The organism is Paracoccus sp. S1E-3, from assembly GCF_013868135.1.
Classification (GTDB): Bacteria; Pseudomonadota; Alphaproteobacteria; order Rhodobacterales; family Rhodobacteraceae; genus Paracoccus.
The window spans coordinates 1,395,266-1,414,205 of sequence record NZ_JACEMU010000004.1 but is presented as its reverse complement, the minus strand read 5'-3'; the positions used below and the strand labels follow the sequence as shown (position 1 = coordinate 1,414,205).

Here is an 18,940-nt window from a genome sequence, read left to right as displayed (position 1 = left end):
GGCAAGGACAGCATGACGCAGGACCCCGCGCGCTGTCCTTGCGTTTTTCGGCAGTCGGGATCAGGATTTTGGCACAGCGTTCCAAGGAGGGCTGTGAGAATGTCCAAACATGCCGAATTGGACGAATTCGACCGCCGAATCATCGCCGAGCTGCAGCGGGACGGCCGCATCAGCAATGTGGCCCTGGCCGGGAAGGTCGGGCTTTCGCCGTCGCCCTGCCTGCGGCGGGTGAAACTGCTGGAGGAGAGCGGGGTGATCCGCGGCTATCGTGCGGTTCTGGACCGTGTCGCGGTCGGGCTGGGCATGACGGTGTTCATCGAGATCACCATCGCCCGCCACAGCACCATCGCCGCCGAGATCCTGCAGCACCGGCTGGAGGCCCTGCCGGGCTGCGTGTCCTGCCACCTGGTTTCGGGGGCATCGGATTTCCTGGTCGAGATGGTCGTCCGCGATATGGAGGATTACGAGCGCACGATCACCACCCATCTGCTGGTCGGCCGGGAGATCGCCGCGATCCGGTCGAATTTCTCCATGCGGCACGTCCGCGTGGACGGACCGCTTTCGCTGCCCGTCTAGGCCGGGCGGCGATCCCGGATCAGGACAGCAACGCCTCGGGCAGGACGGTGGCGATGCCGAGTGCCGCCCCCACCGGGCCGGAGGTCAGCTGCCCCTCATGCGTCGACAGGCCCGCACGCAGATGCGCGTCGTCCCGCAGCGCCTGCCGCCAGCCCTTGTCGGCCAGTGCCAGCACGAAGGGCAGCGTGGCGTTGCCAAGCGCCTGGGTCGAGGTGCGCGGGACCGCGCCGGGCATGTTGGCAACGCAGTAATGCACGATGCCGTCGACCTCGTAGATCGGATCCTGATGGGTGGTCGGATGCGAGGTTTCGAAGCAGCCGCCCTGATCGATGGCGACATCGACCAGCACCGCGCCCGGTTTCATGATGCCAAGCTGGGCGCGGGTGATCAGCTTGGGCGCGGCCGCGCCGGGGATCAGCACCGCGCCGATCACCATGTCGGCGGTGGGCAGCAGATCGGCAATGGCGGCGGCGGTGGCATATTGGGTGGTCAGCCGGCCCATGAAGATGTCGTCCAAATAGGACAGCCGCGAAACGGAGCGGTCCAGCACGGTGACATGCGCGCCCATCCCGGCCGCCACGCGTGCCGCCGCTGCCCCGACCACGCCGCCGCCGATGATGACCACATTGGCCGGGCGCACGCCGGGGACGCCACCCAGCAGGACGCCTTCGCCGCCATTGGCCTTTTGCAGCGCCCAGGCGCCGGCCTGCGGGGCCAGCCGCCCCGCGACTTCCGACATCGGCGCCAGCAGCGGCAGGCCGCCGCGCGGGTCGGTGACGGTCTCATAGGCGATGGCGGTCACGCCGCTGTTCAGCAGGTCGCGGGTCTGATCGGGATCGGGGGCGAGGTGCAGATAGGTGAACAGCACCTGTCCCCGCCGCAGCATCGCGCGCTCGGCCGGCTGGGGTTCCTTCACCTTCACGATCATCTCGGCGCGGTCGAAGACAGTCTTTGCATCGGCGGCGATCTCGGCGCCGGCGGCCAGAAAATCGGCATCGGTGAAGCCTGCCCCCAGACCGGCGCCGGACTGGATCAGGACAGTGTGACCGCGATGGACAGCCTCGCGTGCGGCGCCGGGCGTCAGGCCGACGCGGTATTCCTGAGGTTTGATTTCGGTCGGGCATCCGATCAGCATGGCATCTCTCCGAGTTGGGGCGACCGCTCTGGGTCTTGCCACAAGGCTGACACGGAACCGCTGACACGTCCTGCGGAAGTTTCGCTTGCGTGGCCCAGGAATTCGAAGAAAATTGCGCGATCAGGTGCAATGATCGGAGAAAACTTCGAAATGGCGGAAATCGACGCGATGGATCGTCGTATTCTGGCGATTCTGCAGAAGGATGGCCGAATCACAAATGCCGATCTGGCGGCGGCGGTGAACCTGTCGGCCTCGGCCTGTCATCGGCGGGTGCAGCGGCTGGAGCTGGACGGGGTGATCCGCGCCTATGCGGCGCTGCTGGATCCCCGCCGGCTGGCACGGCACACCACGGTTTTCGTGGAGATCACCCTGTCCGGTCAGGCGACGGAACTGCTGGAAGCGTTCGAGCGCGCCGTTCGCGCCATCCCCGACCTGCTGGAATGTCACCTGATGGCGGGAACGGCCGATTATCTGCTGAAGCTGGCGGTCGAGGATACCGAGGATTTCGCCCGCATCCACCGCGAATATCTGACCCGCCTTCCCGGCGTGGCGCAGATGCATTCGTCCTTCGCGCTCAGGACCGTGGCGCAGACCACGGCCCTGTCGCTGTAGCTTACTGGCCGCCGGCCTTGGCGGTGTCGTTCGGGTTCAGGTTGCGCCCGATCGGGCCAGCCGGGGTCGCCAGACGGCCATATTCGAAGGTCAGCGTGTCCGGTCCGCCCGAGATGCGCAGAACGCCGTCTTCATAGCTGATCTTGTTGGCCTGACGCAGGGCGTTGAAGAACTTGGTTTCCTGCGCGCTCCAGCGGCAGGTCTGGCCTGCGGTCTGGATCTCGCCGGCGACGAATTCCGGCGGCGTGCCCGAGACCGGCATCACGAAGTTGTTGCAGCCGGTGCGGCCGGTCATCTGCGTGGGCGAGATTGTCATGGTGGTGTGGCGCACGCTGAGAACCTCGCCGCCGATATTGAACAGCACGTAATCGCCGGTCGGGATCGTCGAATAGGGATCGTTCGAGGTGGGCGTAGTCGGTTCGCAGGCAGCAAGCGCAAGCGTCGCAAGTGCGGCGGCGGTCAGTTGGCGGAACATGGCAGCGTCTCCGGGTTGACGAATCATAAACATTTCAGCGGGATTGCATCGGGGGCTTTTACCGTCAACTCACTGATATGTCAGCAAACGTGCCGCTTCGCAATGTTTCGCGTCGGCGATCGGCGTCGCCAGCGAGGATAATCAAGGCTCTGCGCGGGTTTTGCGATCCGTGATCGCGCGTGGGCCCGCGTTGCGGAATCGGCGCGCCTGTTGCGGACTTGTCACGAAATGGGGGGAAATCGGTGTTGCGGCGCCCCTGCGCGACGCTAGGCTGCGGGCCATGTTCGGCCTTGATTCCAGCACCTTCTGGTTCGTTTTCGCGGTCACGCTGTTTGCCGGCTTCGTCAAGGGTGCGGTGGGGTTCGCCATGCCGATGATCATGATGTCGGCCTTCGCATCCGTCCTGCCGCCGCAGGTCGCGCTGGCGGCGCTGATCCTGCCGACGCTGGTGACCAATGTGATGCAGGCCGGCCGGCAGGGCATGGGCGCGGCCTGGGGATCGGTGCGGCGCTATCGCTGGCATATCGCCATGGTCGGGCTGTTCATCCTGATCTCCGCGGCGTTTGTCACCGCGGTCCCGCAAAGCCTGATGTATCTGCTGCTGGGCGTCCCCATTGTTGCCTTTGCGATCTGGCAATTGTCCGGCCGCCCGCTGGTGCTGCCCATTCACCACGCCCGCCGGGCCGAGATCGTCACCGGCATCATCGGCGGCCTCTATGGCGGGATTTCGGGCATCTGGGGGCCGCCGCTGATCGTCTATCTGCTGTCCGTGGGGGCGCCCAAGGATGAACAGATGCGGGTGCAGGGCGTGGTGTTCCTGATGGGCGCGGTGGTTCTGACCTTCGCGCATCTGGGATCGGGGGTGCTGAACGCGCAGACGCTGCCTCTGTCGGCCGTGCTGGTGCTGCCCGGTGTGGTCGGCATGATCCTCGGCCTGCGCGTGCATGACCGGCTGGACGTCGCGCAGTTCCGTCGCTGGACGCTGGTGCTGCTGGTCTTCAGCGGGTTGAACCTGGTGCGGCGCGGGCTGGAACTTCTGGCGGGGTAACGATACCCCTTAACAAATCAAGGAGAAGGCGATGACCGATGCCGCAGAACTGACCGCCGAACTGATCCGCTGCCCCTCGGTCACGCCCGAGGAGGCGGGCGCGCTGACCCTGCTGGCCGACCGGCTGCTGGCGGCGGGCTTCGAGGTGGTGCGCGTCGACCGCAACGGGACCCCGAACCTGTTTGCCCGCTGGGGGGCGAAGGACGCGGCGCGCAGCTTCGGCTTCAACGGCCATACCGACGTAGTCCCGCCGGGTAATCTGGGCAGCTGGGCGCATCCGCCGTTTTCGGGCCATCTGGACGCCGACGGCATGATCTGGGGCCGGGGCGCCACCGACATGAAATCGGGGGTCGCGGCCTTCGTCGCCGCCGCCATCGATTTCGTGACCGAGACCCCGCCCGAAGACGGCGCCGTCATCCTGACCATCACCGGGGACGAGGAGGGTGATGCCCATGACGGCACGCTCGCCATCCTCGACTGGATGGCGGCCAATGGCGAGCGGATGGATGTCTGCATCGTGGGCGAGCCTTCGAACCCCGACACCTTCGGCGAGATGATGAAGATCGGGCGCCGCGGCTCGGTCACCTATCGCGTCACCGCGCATGGGGTGCAGGGCCACGTGGCCTATCCCGACCGGGTGCGCAACCCGCTCCATGCCCTGTGCTGGTTTCTGGACGAATTGGCCACGACTCCGCTGGACGAAGGGACGGAGCATTTCGGCCCGTCCAGCCTGCAGGTGACGACCATCGATTGCGGCAACAAGGCCAGCAATGTGGTGCCGGAACAGGCCACGGCGGTGTTCAACATCCGCTTCAACGACCTGCACACGCCGGAGGCGCTGGATGCCGATCTGCAGGCCCGCGCCGCCGCGATCAGCGCCGACAGCGGCGTCGCCATCGTGCTGACGCCGGACGTCTCGGGCATGGCATTCCTGACCGAGCCCGGTACGTTCGTCGATCTGGTCCGCGGCATTGTCGAAGCGGAGACCGGGATTCAGCCGGTGCTGTCAACCTCGGGCGGGACCTCGGACGCGCGCTTCGTTAAGGATCATTGCCCGGTGCTGGAATTCGGCCTTGTCGGCCGCTTCATGCACGAGGTCGACGAACGCGTTCCCGCCGATCAGGTGCACGCGCTGAAGCGCGTCTATCAGCGCGTGCTGGCCGAGTATTTCGCATGAGGGTCGAACTGACCGACGATCTGGACACCTGCCGCACCCTGCGCCGCGCCGTCTTCATCGACGAGCAGGGCGTGACCGAGGCCGAGGAATGGGACGGCCGCGACGACGAGGCTTTGCATGTTCTGGGCTGGCTGGACGGCACCCCCGTCGGCACCGCGCGGGTCTTCATCGAGGGCGATACCGGCAAGATCGGCCGTGTCTGTGTGCTCGCCTCGGCGCGCGGCACCGGGGCCGGAGCGGCGATCATGCGGGGCGCGCTCGATGCGTTGCGGGCGCGTGGCGTGGCCCGCGCCAAGCTGTCTTCGCAGACCCACGCCATCCCCTTCTATGAAAAGCTCGGCTTCCTCGCCTATGGGCCGGAATATCCCGATGCGGGGATTGCGCATCGCGACATGGTGCTGGAACTCTGATACCCCTTGGGGAAACGCGCAGTCCGGGCCCTGTCCGGTGAAAGGACCACCATGGCATTGCCGAGCAAACAGCAGATTCTGGACTGGGTGGCGGATCATCCCGACGCGGCCGCCAAGCGCGACATCGCCAAGGCCTTCGCCGTCAAGGGGGCCGAGAAGATCGAGCTGAAGCGCCTGCTGAAGGAACTGGCCGAGGAAGGCCGGCTGGAGCGCCGGCGCAAGTCCTTCCGCGATGCCGAACACCTGCCGCCGGTCACGGTGGTCGAGGTGCTGCCGCCTGACGCGCAGGGCGACCTTTTCGTCCGCCCGATGGAACTGCGGGGGGATGGCCCGGTGCCGCGCATCCTGTTCCACCCGCGCGAGGCCGATGGGGCGATGGGTGCGGGCGATCGTTTTCTGGCGCGGCTGACCGCCTCGCCCGGTGAGGATCATGACTATGTCGCTCGGCTCATCCGCCGCATTGGCGAGGCCCGGCACAAGATCGTGGGCATCTTCCGCAAGAATACCGAAGGCGGCCGGATCCTGCCTATCGACAAGGGCTCCGACCGCGAATGGCGCATCCGCGAGGGCGATACCCAAGGGGCGCAGGACGGCGAGTTGGTCGAGGCCGAACAGTTCGGCGGCAGGGGCCGACTGGGATTGCCCCAGGCGCGCATCACCGACCGGCTGGGCGATCCCTCGGCCCCGCGCGCGGTCAGCCTGATTGCCATTCACCAGCACAATATCCCCGACGATTTCCCCGATGATGTCATCGCCGAGGCCGATGCCAAGAAACCTGCCAGCATGAAGGGCCGCGAGGATCTGCGCGACCTGCCGCTGCTGACCATCGACCCCGCCGATGCGCGCGACCGCGACGATGCGGTGGCGGCGATGCCGGATACGGATCCGAACAATCCCGGCGGCATGATCCTGTGGGTGGCCATCGCCGATGTCGCCCATTACGTCACGCCCGGCAGCGCTCTGGACCGCGAGGCCCGCAAGCGCGGCAACTCGACCTATTTCCCCGACCGGGTGGTGCCGATGCTGCCCGATGTGCTGTCGGGCGATCTGTGCAGCCTGCATGAGGGCGTCGACCGTGCCGTGCTGGCGGTGCGGATGCGGCTGGACGCGCAGGGCAACAAGATCGGCCACAGCTTCCATCGCGGGATGATGCGCTCGCGCGCCAGCCTTGCTTACGAACAGGCACAGGCGGCGGCGGATGGCAACCCGGACCCGGCCACCGCACCTTGGGTGGACAACGCGATCCGGCCGCTGTGGCAGGCTTACGAACTGCTGAAGGGCGCGCGGGCGCGCCGTCAGCCGCTGGATCTGGACCTGCCGGAACGCAAGATCGTGATTGGCCCGGACGGGCGCGTCGCCTCGGTCAATTACAAGGAACGCTTCGACGCCCACAGGCTGATCGAGGAATTCATGGTGCTGGCCAACGTCGCCGCCGCCGAGGAACTGAACCGCCTGAAGCGCCCGCTGCTGTTCCGCGTCCACGAGGAGCCGACGCTGGAAAAGCTGGATGCCCTCCGCGAGGTGGCGCAGGCGTCGGGCTTCAACCTGGCCAAGGGGCAGGTGCTGCATACCAGCCACCTGAACCGGCTGCTGGCGCAGGCCGAGGGCACGGATTTCGATGAACTCATCAACATGTCCACGCTGCGCTCGATGACGCAGGCCTATTACAGCCCGGACAATTTCGGCCATTTCGGGCTGGCGCTGAAGAACTACGCCCATTTCACCAGCCCGATCCGGCGCTATTCCGACCTGATCGTGCATCGGGCGCTGATCTCGGGCCACGGCTGGGGCGATGACGGGCTGTCGGTCTGGGACATCGACAATCTGGGTGAAACCGCCACCCAGATCTCCAACACCGAACGCCGGTCGATGGAGGCCGAGCGCGACACCACCGACCGATATCTGGCCGCCTATCTGGCCGAGCGTGTGGGGTCGGAACTGACCGGGCGGATCAGCGGCGTGCAGAAATTCGGTGCCTTCGTGAAGCTGGACGAGACCGGGGCCGACGGGCTGATCCCGATCCGCGAGATCGGCCGGGAATACTTCCATTATGATCGCGATGCGCAGCAGCTGATTGGCGCGGAAACCGGCACCGAAATCGGCATTGGCCAGCGGGTGCTGGTGCGACTGGCCGAGGCGTCGCCCCTGACAGGCGGTTTGATTCTGGAACTGTTGGAACTGGAGGGCAACACCGTCGCTCAGGGTCCGAAAACCCGCGGCGGACGGGGCACGCGCCGCCGCCCCGGACAGCTGAAGTCAAAGGCGCGGGCCGATGCGAAGAAGGCCAAACGGCATCGCGCGCGGTGACGCGCCGGAGGCGGCGGACTGGGGCGCCCGTCCCGGCTGCCGCATCCGGCCGCTGCGGCTGACGAACCGTCAGGTTTCGGACCAGACGCCCATTTCGGTGCCCCCGGGCTCGCGGAACTGAAAGCGGCGGCCGCCGGGAAAGGCAAAGATCGGCCGGGTGATCTCGGCCCCGGCGGCGCTGACCCTGGCCAATGCGGCCTCCAGATCATCGGTCTTCAGGATCACCAGCGGCGGGGCCATCTCGCCCGAGGCGATGCCGCCGCCGATGCCGGCATCGGCCAGTTCCTGATAGTCGGGGCCGTAATCGTTGAAGCGCCACCCGAAAGCCTGCGCGAAGAAGGTCTTGGTGGCGGGCAGATCGGGCGAGGAAAATTCGAGATAGTCGATTTTCATGGGAACCTCCGAATGTTCCCGTCATGTTCGTCGTTCAGGCGACCTAGCGCAAGACTGGTGGACCGGGCGCGCGGTCGCGCAGATCCTCGACCCCCATGCGCAGGCCGGCGCCGATGCGATGCGCCAGCGCCGACCAGCCGGCGGCGGTTTCCGCCGGCAGCGTGCGGCGCAGGGTTTCGTCGAACAGCATCAGCCAGGGCGCGAAATGTTCGGCCATCACATCGCCCGCCTGCATATGGGCGCGCATCGGATTGCCGTCATAGCTGCGCTCGAACAGGATCGCGTTGCGCCAGAAACGGGCGATCTTTTCCTCATGCGCGGGCCAGTCGGCGACGTGGCGGGCGAAGACCGGCCCCAGCACCTCGTGCCGGCGAATGGCGGCATAGAAGACCGCGACCACATGGTCGATCTGCTCGGGCATGACATCGAAACGGGGCGGAATGCTCATGCCGCCTAGATGGCGTTGTCGCTGCGGTGCCGCAAGAGTATGCGTTGTCGCAGTTCGGTTGTTCACGAGGTCGCCATGAGCGAAGTTTCCCCGCGCCCGCCGCTGATCGGGCTGCGTGTTCTGCTGGCGTTGGCGGTCGCGGTGATCTACGGTCTCGCAATTTATGCGATAGCATGGCTGCCGCGCGGGGATGGCGCGATGGTGGTGATTTCGGGCGCGTTTCTGCTGGCGGCGGGGGTCGGCAGCCTGATGACGGTGCTGGTCGATCCGCGCGGCGAGAGATCTTTCGGGCAATTGCTGGGCTATGCCGCGGTTGCATTGCTGATCGTGGCGATCCTGACGATAATGCTGTTCATCGAAGGGATCATCTGCATCATCATGGCGATCCCGATCCTGCTGCCGGGCGTGTCGATCGGCATTGCATTCGCACAGATTGTCCTGGGGTGGTGGCAGAACCGCTATGGTGCGTTCATGATGGCGGCGCTGCCGCTTTTGGTCCTGCCGCTGGAGGTGCGGATGGACTGGCCGGATTATCAGGGCTTTGTCTCCACCGAGATCGTCATCGCCGCACCTCCCGAAACCGTCTGGGCGAATACGGTCGAGATCCGCGACATCGACCCCGCGACCCTGCGCTTCACCCCGAGCCATGGCCTGATGTTCTTCCCGCGCCCTCTTGATGCGCGTCTCGACCGCGCGGGCGCGGGCGCCACACGGTCGCTCGAATGGACCGGCGGCATCCGTTTTCGTGAGCATATCAACGTATGGGAGGAGAACCGCCGACTCGGCTGGACTTTCGGTTTCGATCCTCATTCCATCCCGGCCGAGATCGACAGCCACCTGCGCCCCGATACCGAAGCATCAGAGCTGCTGCGCGGGGATTATGTGCTGGAACCGCTGGCGGACGGCCGCACCCGGCTGGTGCTGACCACCTATTACAAGGTCTCGTTGCCGTGGAACGGCTATGGGCGCATTTGGGCGAACCGGCTGTTGACCGACTTTCACAGCGTTGTGCTGGATGTGGTCAGGCAGCGGTCAGAGGCGGCTGCGCAGGTCGCGGCAGCGCCAAGGCCGACCGCCAGAATACGATCTGGCCCTGCGTAACGCTGCCCGAGACCTCGCGCACCAGCGCCGACATGGCGGTAATCAGTAAGGCCGCAAGCAGTCGCAAGCCCACGTCGTCATAGACCGGGCGCTCCGCCATTCGCGTGTTGGAATTTTCAGCCATGCCTGACTCGGGAGTGTTCGCCTCCGTAACCGTCGACGGCGAAAGCGCTCGATCACTTTGACCTTCCCCGGCGCGGCTGCTATCCGGCCGCCACCGGTCGCAGCCCACCCGGCCAAAACAGGAGCCTGACATGAGCCACTATACAGATGGTCTGACCCAGCTTGGTCGGCCGACCCAGCAGCCAGCCCATCCCGATGAGGCAGTGCTGGAACGCGTCGCGAATCCGCAGACTGGCACGGCTTATGTCGTGCGCTTCACCCAGCCCGAATTCACCAGCCTCTGCCCGATGACCGGCCAGCCCGATTTCGCGCATCTGGTCATCGACTATGTGCCCGGCGACTGGCTGGTCGAATCGAAATCGCTGAAGCTGTTCCTGCAAAGTTTCCGCAACCACGGCGCCTTTCACGAAGACTGCACCGTCAGCATCGGCAAGCGGCTGGCGGATCTGCTGGCGCCGCGCTGGCTGCGGATCGGCGGTTACTGGTATCCGCGTGGCGGCATGCCGATCGACGTGTTCTGGCAGACCGGGGCAGCGCCAGGTGATGTCTGGATCCCCAATCAGGGTGTGCCGGGTTATCGCGGGCGCGGTTAGCTTGTCCGCCTGCGCCGCTGGCGGCTAACGCCAGACCCGCAGCAGGCTGATGGCGGCATCAAACAGGTCGCCCATGCGCGCCAGCACATGCTCGCGCGCCGGCCTGCCCGAGGCTTTGGCGTCGGGGCTGTCCAGCCGCGCCAGCATCCGCATCAAACGGCGGCGATGGGTGCCAAGGGCAAGCTGCATCGGGTCGGCAATCAGCCCTGCGAAGGTTGTGGCGAGGGATGCCAATACCGCCAGCACCACCCCGGTCGCGATCACCGTCCACGGCGACAGCGTCACCGGAAAGGCCCAATACCAGGCCCGGCCAAGGCTTTCGCCAAGCCAGAAATCCTGCACGGCGGTGGCGTGGGCGCGCAACTCGGCCAAGGGGCCGGCCAGCGAGATGATCCCCGGCGTGGCCCGGCTGAACAGAAAGAACCCGGCCGCGAGCACCAGCGCCGAGGTGGTGATCTCGGCCACCGCGTTGCGGGTCTCGGCATAGGCGGCGATCTCGTGGCGGACCACCTCGGGGGCGGCTTTGGGGCCGACGCCCTGCGCGGTCAGATCATCGGTCAGCCGGGTCAGATCGGCCTCGATCCGGCGGGCCACGTCCGAGGTCAGGAAGATCCGCCGCCCCGCCAGCCACGCGCCCGCGCGTCCGGCGCCGAGCGCGCCCAGCAGGGCGCCCGCCAGCCGCACCAGCAGAAACAGCGGCGACAGCGCCACATTGAGGGGTGCGCGCAGCAGGTCCCAGCCAAGCGCCTCGCGGTGCAGCGCCAGCGTGCCCCGCAGCCCGTAACGCGCGCGGGCGAAGCGGTTCACCGCGGTCTCGCGGGCCATATCGAAGCGGGCGGGGGCGGGTCGGGACATGCGGGCGGCTTGAAGCGGGATATTTGCCTTGCAGATAGGGCCTCGGCGCCCATCGGCAAGTGTCAAGTCCGCTTGCGGCCCCGCTTTGAGCTTTTTATATAGCGGCCAAGATGTTCAGCGCGGGCCGGATCATACGAATTATCCGCCCGGCGGCGTAGGGGTTCCGCGCCGCCGGGATTTCGCATGCCTGACCTATTCCCAAAGGACTCCCGCCGATGAGCGATACCCCCGACTACCGTGACACCGTTTTCCTGCCGCAGACCGATTTCCCGATGCGCGCGGGCCTGCCCCAGCGCGAACCTGAATGGCTGGACCGCTGGGCCCGGCTGGAGATCTATGACCGCCTGCGCGAGCGCGCCGCCGGCCGCAAGCCCTTCATCCTGCATGACGGCCCCCCCTATGCGAACGGGCATCTGCATATCGGCCACGCGCTGAACAAGGTGCTGAAGGATTTCATCACCCGGTCCCAGCAGATGATGGGCCGCGATGCGCGCTATGTCCCCGGCTGGGACTGCCACGGCCTGCCCATCGAATGGAAGATCGAGGAGCAGTATCGCCAGAAAGGCATCGACAAGGACAGCATCGACACGGTCGAATTCCGTCAGGAATGCCGCGCCTTTGCGCAGGGCTGGGTCGATATCCAGCGCGAGGAGTTCAAGCGCCTTGGCGTCACCGGCAAATGGGACGACCCCTATCTGACCATGAACTATCATGCCGAGGCGGTGATCGCGGCCGAGTTCATGAAACTTCTGATGAACGGCGCGCTTTATCAGGGGTCGAAGCCGGTGATGTGGTCGCCGGTCGAAAAGACCGCGCTGGCGGAAGCCGAGGTCGAATATCACGACCATACCAGCCATACGATCTGGGTGCGGTTTAAGCCTGTCGGCGACGCGCTGGAAGGCGCATCGGTCGTCATCTGGACGACGACGCCGTGGACGATCCCGCAGAACCGCGCGGTCGCCTATAACCCTGAAATCGCCTACGGCCTGTATGAGGTCGAGGCGCTGGCTGAGAACGCGACCGCCAAGCCCGGCGAGAAACTGGTGCTGGCCGATGCGCTGGCGGAAGGCGTCATGCAGTCGGCCAAAGTCGAAGGCTTCAAGCGGCTGCGCGACGTGCCCGTCTCGGAACTGGAAGGCGTTGTGCTGGCCCACCCCCTGCGCGGCGTGGAAGGCGGCAACGGCGAATGGGATTATGACGTTCCGCTGCTGCCCGGCGATCATGTCACCGATGATGCCGGCACCGGCTTCGTCCATACCGCGCCCAGCCACGGCGACGACGACTATCAGCTGGGGCTGAAATTCGGTCTGCCGATGACCTATAACGTCGAACCCGATGGCAGCTACCGCAAGGATCTGCCGATCTTCGGCGGCGAGGCGATCATTCAGCCCGATGGCAAGGATGGACCCGCGAATGTCAGCGTCATCAAGCAGCTGGCCTATGCCGGCGCGCTGCTGGCCAAGGGCAAGATCAAGCACAGCTATCCGCATAGCTGGCGATCCAAGGCGCCGCTGATCTATCGCAACACGCCGCAATGGTTCGCCGCCATCGACAAGGATCTGGACGATGGCATGGGCGAATATGGCAACACGATCCGGCAGCGCGCGCTGACCTCGATCGACCAGCTGGTAAAATGGACGCCGCAGACCGGGCGCAACCGCATCTTCTCGATGGTGGAAAACCGGCCCGACTGGGTGCTCTCGCGCCAGCGCGCCTGGGGCGTGCCGCTGACCACCTTCGTCAAACGGGGCGCGAAGCGCACCGATCCGGATTTCCTGCTGCGCGACAGCCGCGTCAATGACCGCATCACCGCCGCCTTCGAAAAGGACGGCGCCGATGCCTGGTATCGCCCAGGCTTCAAGGCCGAGGTTCTGGACGGGATCGTCAACCCTGACGATTACGATCAGGTAATGGATGTGCTGGATGTGTGGTTCGATTCCGGCTCGACCCATGCCTTCGTGCTGCGCGACCGCGCCGACGGCACGCCCGACGGCATCGCCGATCTGTATCTGGAAGGCACCGACCAGCATCGCGGCTGGTTCCAGTCCTCGCTGCTGCAAGCCTCGGCCACCAAGGGGCGCGCGCCTTATCGGGGCGTGCTGACGCATGGCTTCACGCTGGACGAGAAGGGCATGAAAATGTCCAAATCGCTGGGCAACACCATCGTCCCCGCCGAGGTGATCCGGCAATACGGCGCCGACATTCTGCGCCTGTGGGTGGCGCAGGCGGATTACACCGCCGATCAGCGCATCGGGCCCGAGATCCTGAAGGGCACCGCCGACAGCTATCGCCGGCTGCGCAACACGCTGCGCTTCATGCTCGGGGCGCTCGACGGCTTCACCGACGCGGAGCGCATCGACCCCGCCGAGATGCCCGAGCTGGAGCAATGGGTGCTGCAACGTCTGGCGCAGTTGGATCATCAGGTCCGGCTGGGCTATGACGCCTATGACTTCCAGGGCGTGTTCCAGGCGCTGTTCCAGTTCGCCACGGTGGATCTGTCGGCCTTCTATTTCGATATCCGCAAGGACGCGCTCTATTGCGACGGGCCGGACAGCCTGCGCCGCCGCTCGGCGCGGACGGTGCTGGACCTGCTGTTCCACCGTCTGGTGATGTGGCTGGCCCCGATCCTGCCCTTCACGATGGAGGATGTGTGGCTGTCGCGCTTCCTGTCCGACGATGACAGCGTGCATCTGCACGACTTCCCCGACACCCCGGCGGATTGGCTGAACGAGCCGCTGGCGCTCAAATGGGACGGCGTGCGCCGCGCCCGCCGGGTGGTGACGGCGGCGCTGGAGGTCAAGCGGGCCGACAAGACGATCGGCGCCAGCCTTGAAGCCGCACCCGTGGTCCATGTCGAGGAGCCGGAGGTTCTGGAGGCCTTGAAAACTGTCGATTTCGCCGATGTCTGCATCACTTCGGGGATCTCGCTGACCGCCGATCCGGCCCCGAACGAGGCGTTCCGCCTGTCCGAGGTTCTCGGCATCGGCGTGGTCTTCGAACTTGCCGATGGCGAGAAATGCGAGCGTTGCTGGAAGATCCTGCCGGACGTGGGCACCCATACGCATCCGGGCACCTGCGCGCGTTGTGATGCGGTGCTGACGGCGGCAGGGGCGTGAGCCTGCCAATCCTGATCGACAACCGCCTGCGCCGTTTCGGCGCGGCGGTGTGGGTATCTGGGGGCGGCCGCCTATGGCTGGGCCGTGACATGGGAGATCGGCGGTTGGCCAAGCAACCCGTTCAATCAGTCGAGCTGGCCGCTTATCTTGCTTCTGGCGTCGTTTGGCGCGGCTTCGGGCTGGTTGGTCATTGACCAGCTGGGCCGACCGGGCTGGAAGGGGCTATTGTGGGATATCGGCGCGGCCTTAGCGGCGCTGATGGTGACCCTGTCGGCGGCGGTCGTCGGGCTGTTCCCCCCCAATGGCACTGATGTCGATGCTGATCGTGCTGTTTGGCCTGTTCCAGCCGTTGATCGGACCGGTGACCGTCATCGGCTGCGCGATCCTGCTGGCCTATGCCCGCCTGACCGCCCCGAAAGCGCCTAAACCAACCACCAGCCCGCGCGCTTGATATCCTGCCGCAAGGCGCGTTCGCGCAGGGGCAGGTGGTCGCGGTCAATGGCCGCGCGCAGGGATTTGCGGCCGTTTTCCTGATAGATCAGGCGCGCTGCCGGTTCCCACGCTTCCAGCAGCGGCTTGATGTCGGGGGAATTGGCGGCGCGTTCCATCGCGTCAACCGCAGCATCACCTTCGCGGGCATACAGCAGCGGCAGGTTGCGCCAGTGGCAGGTGATATCGCCGTCCATCCCAGCCAGCGCCGGACCGGGACGCCCGCCGCCCAGGCTGTGGATGACCAGCGGCAGCGCGATCTGGTCCAGCCATGGGTGCAGCGATTGCGATGCCAGCGCATCGCCCGGCTCGTCCCGGATCGCCAAAGCCCAATCCAGAAAGCGCTGCCCGAAAATGGCCGGATCGGCCCCGAAGAACCAGCCGGCATTGAAATACAGATACCGCTCCCAATGCTCGTCGGGCTGCGCGAGGTCCAGGGACGAGGCGTAATCCAGCCCGAAGCGATCATAAAGGGACTTCCAGATATCGCCATAGCCCGGCCCGTAAAGCGGCGGCTCGGGCCAGGTGCCTTCGCGCCGCATCGATGCGGACGGGCGGTTGAAATCCAGCGCGATCTGATCCAGCGGCCCGGTAATCAGCGTGTCGGTGTCAAAGAAGATGAAATTCTCGTTTGGCGGCAGCAGCGAAAGCGCCTCGATCTTGTTGCCATAGGGATAAGCTGCACCGAAATGATGCGCGGTAAAAGGCAGGATTTCGGCCCCCCGCGCCTCGAGCGCGAGGCGAACCGGCGGCGACAATTGCGTCTGGTGACGGCCCCATGCGGCGTCTTCGCGTGGCACAGCGACAATCAGGCGCCCCTGCCAGCCCGGCGCGTTGCTGCGCAGCGATTCGGCGAAAAGAAGCGCCTCTTTTTCAAGCCGACCGGCCTGCGCGACAATCAGGATATTAAAGGGAATTTGTCTCGATTTGTTGTTAATGTCTGAATCCGCGCGTTTCAGCACGATTTTTGCGGGTTTTCCGCTGGCGGCTTTCGAATTTTTGCCCGCATTCGCCGTTTTTTCGCGATTTGCAAAAGTGCTCGGCGACTTTTTGCCCAATCTTGTGACGTCCGTGCGCTTTTTTGCGGCGTCCTTTTTCGGGGCATCTGGCGGCGGTGCTGCGGCGCCGCTTGCCTTTGCCGCGCGCTTGGCGCGGTTGGCGGCGTTCTTGGCGCGCCGCGCGGCCTTCTGAGCGGCGGTCAGGGCGGTTTTCGAAGGGCTGTCCTTGTCCATGGCTCCGGCCGGATCGGGGTGTTCGCGCAGGGTTTAACCTTATTACGCGCTGTGCAAAACCGCCAATTCGGCCAGTCGCATTGTTACAGGCGCTGCAGGAAGGCCCGGTCGATCAAGGCCGTCTCGATCCGCGACCATGGGCCCTGGCCGGTGCTGGGGTTGTAGATCGCGGCACGGGGAAAGGCGTTTTCGGCCAGCGTTACCGCCAGCAGATCGACCAGATCGCCGCCATAACCGGGAATACGGCTGGCGCCCGTGCGCGGGGCCAGCTGCACCCGTTCCCAGGCGGTGGGCACGGCCACGGGCGACGCCAGCGCGACGGCCTTACCGATGGGCGGTGGATTGCCCGCACGCTGCCAGATCGTCGCGGGCACCGTCCCTATCCCGGCAGCCAGGATCAGCGCGTCCCGCCGTCCGCGCGTGACCTCGGCCGCGCTCAGCGGGTCGAGCGCGGCGGCAAGCGCGCCCGCGCTGGCCGACAGGGTCGCGCCGTTGCGGTAATCGGCAATCTGGCGCTGCGCCGCCAAGGCCAGACGGCGCTCCAGCCAGGGACCCGGTTCGGCCAGAGAATTGGCGAAGCCCTGGGTGATTTCGGCGGCATCCGCCGCGATCCGCAGGGACAGGCTGCGCAATTCATCCGCGCCATAGATGATATGCAGCGGATAGATCTTGCGTGATTTCAGCACCGGAATCATCCGCGCCGCGATCCGCGCGATCATGTCGGCGCCCAGCATGGGGTCGTGGAAGATAAAGGCCAGCCGGGGGTAAGCGCGCCGCGCCTTGGCGCCGGCCAGATAGCGGGCGGTTTCCAGAATCGCCTGTTGGCCCAGACCAAAGGTGCCGCGTTCAACCACCCAGTCGCGCTCGATCTCGAGGATGTGGCCCAGAAGCGTCAGCCGACGGGGGCGGTGCAATCCGTCCTCGGCCCGATCGCCCCCCGCCAGATCAAAGCCTGACGGGGTCGAGGCCGAAAGCCGCAGCACCCAGGCGTCGATCACATTGTTGGCCCAGTCGGCATAGGACCAGATCGCGTGGCCGGGCAGCCGGTTCCAGCGCCCCCAGCCATTGCCCCAGGAATTGCGGATGATGAAGCCCTCATCGGTATAGCCCACGACCACGAAGGCATGCGCCCCCAGAAGATCCGGTGGGTCGTTGCCATCGAAGGCGATCCTCGTCATCCGGGTGGGGGTCTTGGGGCGCCAGCCTTCATGGATATGCGCCGAGACGATCACCGCGCCCGCCTCCTGCACCGCCATCTGCATATCGGGCAGGCTGGCCGCGACCCGGAAATAGGCGCCGAGCGTGGTGGTCCGCGCCTCCTCGGCGGCCTCCCTGGTCAGCAGGAATCGAGTCTCGCCGGGATGATAGGGGGCGGTCGCCGCGGCGCAGACACCGTTGTGGAAAAAGCCCTTCAGCACCGCGCGCAGGGTGGTCCCGTCCTGGGTATCGTCCAGAAACTCGTCCCGATCGCGCGCCATCGCGTCCAGCATCCGCACGCTGGCGGTCAGGGTCTGCCCATTGCGGCGCGCGGGCGGCAGCTGCATTTCGATCGCGGCGGCGACGGCGAAGGCGGCGCAACTGCCCTCGGTCCCCTGATCGCCGATCAGGCCGCCATCCTGCGGCAGCACCTGATCCTGCGGCAGCATCAGCGAAGGCGTATAGGCGCGGTCGCGGTCATCGGGCCGGTCGGGGGCGATCCCGCGGAACAACTGGCCTTCCTGTGCGGTGAAGCGCAGCCGGTCCACCACCGCCTGCAAATGGCGCCGCTCGGCCCCGCCAATATTGTCGCCGCCCTGCCAGCTGGGTTGCACGGCGCGCAAGGGCTGCGCGGGAGGCACCGCCGGCGCGGCAAGCACATGCAGCCACGCGGCCAGCCAGCCCTCATGCGCGACCGCCCACAGATCCACCGCGTCGTTGAAATCGAACCGGTCGGCCACGTCGGGGATCTGCGCGCTGCCCCAGACATGCAGACCGACCGCCGCGCCGGTATCGACATCGACCACCAGACCGCCCGAATGTCCCGGCAGTGTCGAGGCGTTATGCAGCAGCTGTCCATGGGACCGCCGGGGCAGATGCTCGCGCAGGGCATCCTCGGGGGTGGCGTTCTGCAGCAGGCTCTGCGCCAGCGGCGAGGGCGTGGTGATCTTGCCGAAAGAAAGATGGCGGATGCCCGCCCTGCGGAAGATCATGCCATCCGCATCGCCGGGAAAGCCCAGAACGGCGATAGCGCGATCGGCGACGATCTGACCGGGGTCGAGATCGGGCACCGGCGCGGCCGCCAGCCTGCCGCCGGGGTCGTCAAGGTGCAGGAAGGCAATGTCCCAGCGCGGATGGACCGCGGCATAGGCGGTGATGGCGAAGGCCTCGGCCGGGTCGCCGTCAGGGGCAAAGCTGATGGTCGCGCCCGGCAGCACCGCGCCGCCAAACCAGTTGCTGGCCGCGCCGGGCGGCAGCAGCCCGCACAGCACATGGCCCGCTGTCACCACCAGCCGGCCATCGCCCGGCACCCGCCAGCCCGTCGCAATTGCCTGTCCGCCGATATCGATGCGCCCGACATGGGGCGACCAGCGGTCCCAGACCCCCTGCAATTTCGAAAGAAGATGTTCCTGCCCGACCGGCATTTCCTGTGGCCGGTCGGCAAAAACCGGCAGCATCGAGGAAATGATGCTTTTCAGCCGGGGAACCGTCGCAGAGCCGGAACCCCGGCCCGCAGGGTCCCGGCCGGAATAAATGGGCATCGGAAAGCTCAGTCGCTGGAATGCAGGAATGCAATGCGTGCATCGATTATGCCCGAAATGTGCAATTCCAACAATAAATATTGGCTCGAATCGTTAACTTTTGTAAAGTCAA

At 66.1% G+C, this 18,940-nt stretch carries 18 protein-coding genes; 11 read left to right on the top strand and 7 right to left on the bottom strand.

Annotation, left to right across the window (positions count from 1 at the left end):
- Nucleotides 1-99: 99 nt before the first annotated feature.
- Entirely contained in the window at nucleotides 100-576 is a 477-nt protein-coding gene (locus H1S04_RS07020; RefSeq protein WP_181744793.1) for an Lrp/AsnC family transcriptional regulator, read from the top strand.
- A gap of 19 nt (nucleotides 577-595) precedes the next feature.
- Here the strand turns inward: H1S04_RS07020 and ald are convergent, their stop codons facing one another.
- Complete coding sequence (ald, locus tag H1S04_RS07015) at nucleotides 596-1,711, bottom strand: alanine dehydrogenase (protein WP_181744792.1); 1,116 nt, start codon at nucleotides 1,709-1,711, stop codon at nucleotides 596-598.
- A gap of 150 nt (nucleotides 1,712-1,861) precedes the next feature.
- Here ald and H1S04_RS07010 point away from each other — a divergent pair, with 150 nt between their 5' ends.
- Nucleotides 1,862-2,323: an Lrp/AsnC family transcriptional regulator gene (locus tag H1S04_RS07010; protein WP_181745426.1), complete on the top strand. Its 462-nt coding sequence runs from the start codon at nucleotides 1,862-1,864 to the stop codon at nucleotides 2,321-2,323.
- A 1-nt stretch (nucleotide 2,324) separates the two neighbouring features.
- Here H1S04_RS07010 and H1S04_RS07005 read toward each other — a convergent pair whose 3' ends face one another.
- Entirely contained in the window at nucleotides 2,325-2,798 is a 474-nt protein-coding gene (locus tag H1S04_RS07005) for an META domain-containing protein (RefSeq protein ID WP_181744791.1), read from the bottom strand.
- 280 nt (nucleotides 2,799-3,078) lie between these two features.
- Between H1S04_RS07005 and H1S04_RS07000 the strand changes: the two genes are divergently transcribed.
- From H1S04_RS07000 to rnr, 4 genes are read left to right on the top strand one after another with little or no spacing between them, the layout of a single operon-like run.
- Nucleotides 3,079-3,846: a sulfite exporter TauE/SafE family protein gene (locus H1S04_RS07000; protein WP_181744790.1), complete on the top strand. Its 768-nt coding sequence runs from the start codon at nucleotides 3,079-3,081 to the stop codon at nucleotides 3,844-3,846.
- A gap of 31 nt (nucleotides 3,847-3,877) precedes the next feature.
- The gene (gene dapE, locus H1S04_RS06995) at nucleotides 3,878-5,023 is read left to right on the top strand and encodes a succinyl-diaminopimelate desuccinylase (protein ID WP_181744789.1); all 1,146 of its coding nucleotides are present in this window, start codon (nucleotides 3,878-3,880) and stop codon (nucleotides 5,021-5,023) included.
- Entirely contained in the window at nucleotides 5,020-5,433 is a 414-nt protein-coding gene (locus tag H1S04_RS06990) for a GNAT family N-acetyltransferase (protein WP_181744788.1), read from the top strand. Before dapE ends, H1S04_RS06990 begins: the two co-directional genes overlap by 4 nt.
- Before the next feature lie 51 nt (nucleotides 5,434-5,484).
- Nucleotides 5,485-7,740: a ribonuclease R gene (gene rnr / locus H1S04_RS06985; protein WP_181744787.1), complete on the top strand. Its 2,256-nt coding sequence runs from the start codon at nucleotides 5,485-5,487 to the stop codon at nucleotides 7,738-7,740.
- Nucleotides 7,741-7,809: 69 nt separating this feature from the next.
- Here rnr and H1S04_RS06980 read toward each other — a convergent pair whose 3' ends face one another.
- Both H1S04_RS06980 and H1S04_RS06975 read right to left on the bottom strand, forming a co-directional pair.
- Nucleotides 7,810-8,133, bottom strand: coding sequence for a VOC family protein (locus H1S04_RS06980; protein ID WP_181744786.1), 324 nt, complete (start codon nucleotides 8,131-8,133; stop codon nucleotides 7,810-7,812).
- Nucleotides 8,134-8,176: 43 nt separating this feature from the next.
- Nucleotides 8,177-8,581, bottom strand: coding sequence for a group III truncated hemoglobin (locus H1S04_RS06975; RefSeq protein ID WP_181744785.1), 405 nt, complete (start codon nucleotides 8,579-8,581; stop codon nucleotides 8,177-8,179).
- 75 nt (nucleotides 8,582-8,656) lie between these two features.
- Here H1S04_RS06975 and H1S04_RS06970 point away from each other — a divergent pair, with 75 nt between their 5' ends.
- Nucleotides 8,657-9,682 (top strand): SRPBCC family protein, encoded by a 1,026-nt coding sequence (locus H1S04_RS06970; protein ID WP_181744784.1) that lies wholly within the window; start codon nucleotides 8,657-8,659, stop codon nucleotides 9,680-9,682.
- A gap of 254 nt (nucleotides 9,683-9,936) precedes the next feature.
- Nucleotides 9,937-10,398: a preQ(1) synthase gene (gene queF, locus H1S04_RS06965; protein ID WP_181744783.1), complete on the top strand. Its 462-nt coding sequence runs from the start codon at nucleotides 9,937-9,939 to the stop codon at nucleotides 10,396-10,398.
- Between the two features lie 24 nt (nucleotides 10,399-10,422).
- On the opposite strand, the gene H1S04_RS06960 is transcribed toward queF, so the two are convergent.
- On the bottom strand, nucleotides 10,423-11,253 hold the full coding sequence (locus H1S04_RS06960; protein ID WP_181744782.1) for a DUF6635 family protein: 831 nt from the start codon (nucleotides 11,251-11,253) through the stop codon (nucleotides 10,423-10,425).
- A 215-nt stretch (nucleotides 11,254-11,468) separates the two neighbouring features.
- Between H1S04_RS06960 and ileS the strand changes: the two genes are divergently transcribed.
- A complete protein-coding gene (gene ileS / locus H1S04_RS06955) occupies nucleotides 11,469-14,369 on the top strand; it encodes an isoleucine--tRNA ligase (protein WP_181744781.1) in 2,901 nt (966 codons plus the stop codon).
- 310 nt (nucleotides 14,370-14,679) lie between these two features.
- Complete coding sequence (locus H1S04_RS06950) at nucleotides 14,680-14,820, top strand: hypothetical protein (protein WP_181744780.1); 141 nt, start codon at nucleotides 14,680-14,682, stop codon at nucleotides 14,818-14,820.
- Here the strand turns inward: H1S04_RS06950 and H1S04_RS06945 are convergent.
- Nucleotides 14,792-15,658 carry a hypothetical protein gene (locus H1S04_RS06945; RefSeq protein ID WP_366521906.1) on the bottom strand — a complete coding sequence of 289 codons (867 nt, stop codon included), beginning with the start codon at nucleotides 15,656-15,658 and terminating at the stop codon, nucleotides 14,792-14,794. The two genes, H1S04_RS06950 and H1S04_RS06945, sit on opposite strands and share 29 nt — an antisense overlap.
- A gap of 34 nt (nucleotides 15,659-15,692) precedes the next feature.
- Here H1S04_RS06945 and H1S04_RS06940 point away from each other — a divergent pair, with 34 nt between their 5' ends.
- Nucleotides 15,693-16,049 (top strand): hypothetical protein, encoded by a 357-nt coding sequence (locus tag H1S04_RS06940; protein ID WP_181745477.1) that lies wholly within the window; start codon nucleotides 15,693-15,695, stop codon nucleotides 16,047-16,049.
- A 124-nt stretch (nucleotides 16,050-16,173) separates the two neighbouring features.
- Here H1S04_RS06940 and H1S04_RS06935 read toward each other — a convergent pair whose 3' ends face one another.
- Complete coding sequence (locus tag H1S04_RS06935; RefSeq protein ID WP_181744779.1) at nucleotides 16,174-18,828, bottom strand: trypsin-like peptidase domain-containing protein; 2,655 nt, start codon at nucleotides 18,826-18,828, stop codon at nucleotides 16,174-16,176.
- Nucleotides 18,829-18,940: the final 112 nt, after the last annotated feature.